Annotated in this window: 1 protein-coding gene and 1 pseudogene; both read right to left on the bottom strand. The window is 72.4% G+C overall.

The window, feature by feature from the left end; translation table 11 throughout:
- The coding region (locus NM961_RS23850) for a PDZ domain-containing protein (protein ID WP_255916926.1) at positions 1-1,121 on the bottom strand (1,121 nt) is incomplete at its 3' end.
- Between the two features lie 8 nt (positions 1,122-1,129).
- Positions 1,130-1,687: pseudogene (locus NM961_RS23845) on the bottom strand (hypothetical protein); the annotation flags it as partial.

The raw sequence follows: 1,687 nt of genomic DNA, 5'->3' as shown, positions 1-1,687 counted from the left end.
GGCGCGGGCGGAGCCGGGGCGGCCGGGGCGGCGGGGGCGGCGGGCGGCGCAGGTGCGGCCGGCGGCGCGGGCGGTTCCGGCGGCAGCGGGAACATGTTCTTGTATTCGGGCACCTTGGTATTCAGGGTCAGGCTCTTCTTCTGCCGCAGCACGCCCAGCTTCACCTCGCTGCCGGCGCGCGCGTCGCGCAGCTGGCGCATCACGTCGCCGGGTTCCTCGACGCGGTTGCCGTCCACGCTCTGCAGGATGTCGCCACCCTTGAGTCCGGGCATGCTGTCCGCATCGGCCGACAGCACCAGTACGCCCTTGTCCGTGCCGAAGTACGCGCCCAGTTCCGGGTTCAGCGGCGCCAGGTTGATACCCCACCAGGGCATCAGGTTGATGCGCAGGTTGCGCAGCTGCTGCAGGCTGCCGTTGGCGCCCAGGCTGTGGCGCAGCTCGTGGCGCACGCCCTTGAGCTGTTCTTCCACATCGCGGCGTATGCGCTCGGCGTCGATGCCGATATCGGTGCTGACGTCGACAGTGGCGCCGGCATCGGCGCTGACCATCACCCGCGGCCAGTTCTGCGCCTCGCGCCGGGCGGCCTTGGCGACGACGTTGACCTCCTTGCCGTCGCGCAGCAGCTTCAGCTTCACTTCCTCGTCCACCGTCAGCTCGCGCAGCAGTTCGCTGGCCGCGGACATCTCATCGCCTTCGAGCTTGCGCCCGTTGATGGCCAGCAGGATGTCGTCGTTGCGCACGCCGGCCTTTTCCGCCGGTCCGCCGGGCGTGACCGCGGCGATGCGGATGCCCTTGTCGTCATTGCGCATGACCACGCCGAGCATGGCGCGGTCGGAATCGCTGAGATAGCGCCAGGCGAAGCCGCGCGAGCTGCCGTCGCCCAGGCGCAGCGAAAGTTCGCCCATGCGCCGGCCGAGCACGCGCATCTCTTCGCGCAGCTTGTCCATCTCGGCGCGGGCGGCGGCCTGTTCGGCCGGGGTGGCGTAGGCGCCGGCGCGGGCCGCGGCGACGGGGCTGGGGCTGGCGGCCGCCCGGGCCGCGGGTTCGGCCCGGGCAGCCGGCTCGGCCGCCTGTGCCGCGCCCAGCAGGGTCATGGCAAACAAGGGAAAAAGCGCTTTCATGGAATACCTCACAAAGTATTGAAGTCGGGCGCGGCCGCGGTTCCGTTCGCGGCTATGCCGGTGCCAGCCAGGCTGTAAGTGGTACGCACGGCGGCCAGTTCGCGCAGCAGTTCCACCCGCGTGCGCCACAGCGCCGGGGCGTCGGCGCCGGCATCGCTGCCGGCGGCCAGCTGCAGATCGACCAGGCCGATCATGTCTTCGATCTCGGTGGCGGCCATCAGGCTGCGGCCATCCAGCGGGGTTTCGTCGGCGCGCAGGCTGCGCAGCCATTCCTCGATGCGGGCGGATTCGCCGCGCAGCGCGGCCAGTTCGGTGCGGCTGTCGGCGGCTGCCGGCGACGCAGACACGGGCGTGGCGGCGACGTTCGCCGGCGCGGATTCGGGTGCAGGCGTGACGGCGACGTTCGCCGGCGTCTGCGGCGGATTGCCGGACGGCAGCATCAGCAGCAGGGCGAACAGGCCCAGGCCCGCGGCCAGCGCCACGGCGAAGCGGCGCCGCCGCGCGGCCGCGCGGCGGTCGCGCCGCGGGTGTGCCGGCGGCGCCGTACGCTCCGGCGCATCGGCCGC

Source organism: Tahibacter harae (genome assembly GCF_024437735.1).
GTDB lineage: Bacteria > Pseudomonadota > Gammaproteobacteria > Xanthomonadales > Rhodanobacteraceae > Tahibacter > Tahibacter harae.
The sequence above is the reverse complement of the archived record's forward strand: the minus strand, read 5'-3'. Positions and strand labels throughout refer to the sequence as shown.